Annotated in this window: 2 protein-coding genes; both read right to left on the bottom strand. The window is 67.5% G+C overall.

The features are described from left to right. On the bottom strand, positions 1 to 439 hold a 439-nt coding region (locus AB0N07_RS21505; protein ID WP_365837315.1), incomplete at its 3' end, for a condensation domain-containing protein. 258 nt (positions 440 to 697) lie between these two features. Next, positions 698 to 2,497, bottom strand: coding sequence for an NAD(P)/FAD-dependent oxidoreductase (locus AB0N07_RS21510; protein ID WP_365837317.1), 1,800 nt, complete (start codon positions 2,495 to 2,497; stop codon positions 698 to 700). Positions 2,498 to 2,674 lie beyond the last annotated feature (177 nt).

The raw sequence follows: 2,674 nt of genomic DNA on the forward strand, positions 1-2,674 counted from the left end.
TGGCGAGGTCCTTGCCCAGAGGACCGACCGACCAGCCGTCGCAGGCGATGTGGTGCACCAGCAGCACCAGGACGTGCTCGTCCGGCCCGGTGGCGAAGCCGTGGGCGCGCAGCGGGATCTCAGTGGCGAGGTCGAAGACGTGTCCCGCGGCCTGGACCGCGAGGTCGGTCACCTGCTCCTCGTCGGTGTCCGTCCACGCCAGCGGCAGGACGACCTGGTCGGCCGGCACGATCCGCTGGACGGGTTCGCCGTCGATGACCGGGAAGACCGTCCGCAGGCTCTCGTGCCGGCCCACCACGTCACCCAGCGCCGCCGCCAGCGCCTGCCGGTCCAACGCCCCGGACAGACGCAGCACCAACGGCATGTTGTACACCGCGCTCGGCCCCGCCAACTGACCGATGATCCACAACCGCTGCTGCGCAAACGACAACGGAATCATGCAGGCTACCTCGCTGTTTCCGACCGCTACCAGTCGCGATCCGCAGCCGATGGCTCAGGCGCCGGAATCACCGGCCAGGCGTCGGGCCGCAGCGGGATCGGGAGCCGTTATGTCGGCAGAATTAATTGGCAATGGGAAAACGGAGTTGTATCGACTTCGCGAGGCTAGCAGGCGGCACTCGCCAGGGTGAATGAATCCCGGCCAGCACTCGACGGAGCCCGGGAGGACTGTCTCGCCGGCGAGACGGCGCAAGCGGCTTCACCTGTCCGAACGGTGGAATTCCAGGCCGTCGAACTCCCCGCTGCCCCGCCATTCCTGAAGGTGCCGGAAGAAGCCCAGGCCATCGGGGAACTCGTATTCGTCCCAAAGGGAATGCGGACCGAGATCCATTCCCTCGTTGTTGGAGTAGCCGGGGGTGCATTTCGTGCCCAGGAACGTGCGCCACTCCGGATCGACTCCCACGTTGCTCATCCAGGCGTCCTCCGCCTGCCGGGTGAGTTCGACGACGTCGGCCCCCGTGGTGACCGCGTGGGCGACGACGGCGGCGACGGTCTTGGCCGCCTCGGACAGGTTGTGCGAGAGGTTGGAGAACCGCGTCCCGCCCGTGAGCGACTGAACGAGGAACGCATTCGGGAACCCGTGCACATGGAGTCCGTGCATCGTGCGCATGCCGTCGGTCCAGTGCTCCGACAGTCGCCTGCCGTCCCTGCCGACGGGGTCGAATCCGGCGCGCCGGGTGGGCGCGGTGCCGACCTCGAACCCCGACGCGTAGATGATGCAGTCCACCTCGTACTCGGTGCCGTCCACCACGACACCTCGCGGCGTGATCCGCTCGACCCCCTTGCCGTTTGTGTCGACGAGACGGACCGTCGGCTCGTTGTAGGCGTCCAGATACTCGTCGTGGAAGGTCATGCGCTTGCACGGAAGCCAGTACCAGGGCTTGAGGAGTTCCGCGGTCCGTGCGTCCTGGACCGTCTCCTCCACCCGGGCGTGGAGCCGACCCATCTTCTCGAAGTCCGCGTAGTACGCGCCGCCGATCTCCTCGGACATGTCCGAGTCCGGTTGCGAGCCCTCACCGGCGTTGCGCCACATCCTGGCCATGGCGGTCCAGCCGTCGTTGATCAGGTCCTCGGCAGGCTGCTCGGCCGACGTCATGTTGGCCGCGTAGTTGTCCAGCCAGCGCTGCTGCCATCCAGGCGTGGCCATCTCCGCGAACCACTCCGGGTCGATCGGCCGGTTGTTGCGGACCTCGATGACGGAAGGCGTGCGCTGGAACACGAGCAGTTCCCGGCATGCGGTGGCCAGGTGAGGGACGCACTGCACCGCGGTGGCGCCGGTGCCGATGATCGCCACCCGCTTGTCCCGCAGGTTGCCCAGCGGTCCGCCGACCGGGTCGCCGGTGTAGGCGTAGTCCCATCGGCTCGCGTGGAAGGTGTGGCCCGCGAAGGTCTCGATACCCGGGATGCCGGGGAGCTTCGGCACGGACAGGTGGCCGAGCCCCAGGATCACGAACTGGGCGGTGAACTCGTCACCGCGGTCGGTCCGCATCGTCCACAGTCGGGCGGACTCGTCCCAGTCCAAGCCGGTGACCCGGGTGTGGAACAGCGCGTTCTCGTACAACCCGTACTGCTTGCCGATGCGTTGGCAGTGCTCCAGGATCTCCGGGCCGCGCACGTACCACTCGGTGGGCACGTAGCCGGTCTCCTCCAGCAACGGCAGGTAGATCATGGACGCGATGTCGCACTGGGCGCCCGGGTACCTGTTCCAGTACCAGGTTCCGCCGAAGTCGCCGCCGGTGTCGACGATCCTGACATCGGAGACCCCCGCCTCCTTCAGGTGGGCGCCCGTCATCAGGCCGGCGAACCCCCCGCCGATGACCGCGACCGTGACGTGGTCGGCGCACGGCTCGCGCTCGATGCGATCGGTGAAGGGGTCCTCGTTCATGTGCGCGAACCCACCACTGAGGGGCAGGTATTGGTCGATGCCGTCCGGCCTCAGCCTCTTGGCCCGCTCGGCGACGATTTTCGCCGTATGCTCCGACACCTTGTGCCTGGACATAGAAGTCTCTCCTCCGAATGCATTTCTCCGGCCGCCCGGCCAGCACCTGGAATGTGTCGTGGTCGGTACTCGACGAGGCCCGTGGGTCTGTCTCGCCGGCGAGTCAGTCACAACCCCGCGTTGCATAAGGGTGGGGTGTGGGGGGGGGGGGGGAGGGATGGGGGGCTGGCCAGACGT

It is taken from the genome of Streptomyces sp. NPDC051172 (assembly GCF_040682555.1).
Classification (GTDB): domain Bacteria; phylum Actinomycetota; class Actinomycetes; order Streptomycetales; family Streptomycetaceae; genus Streptomyces.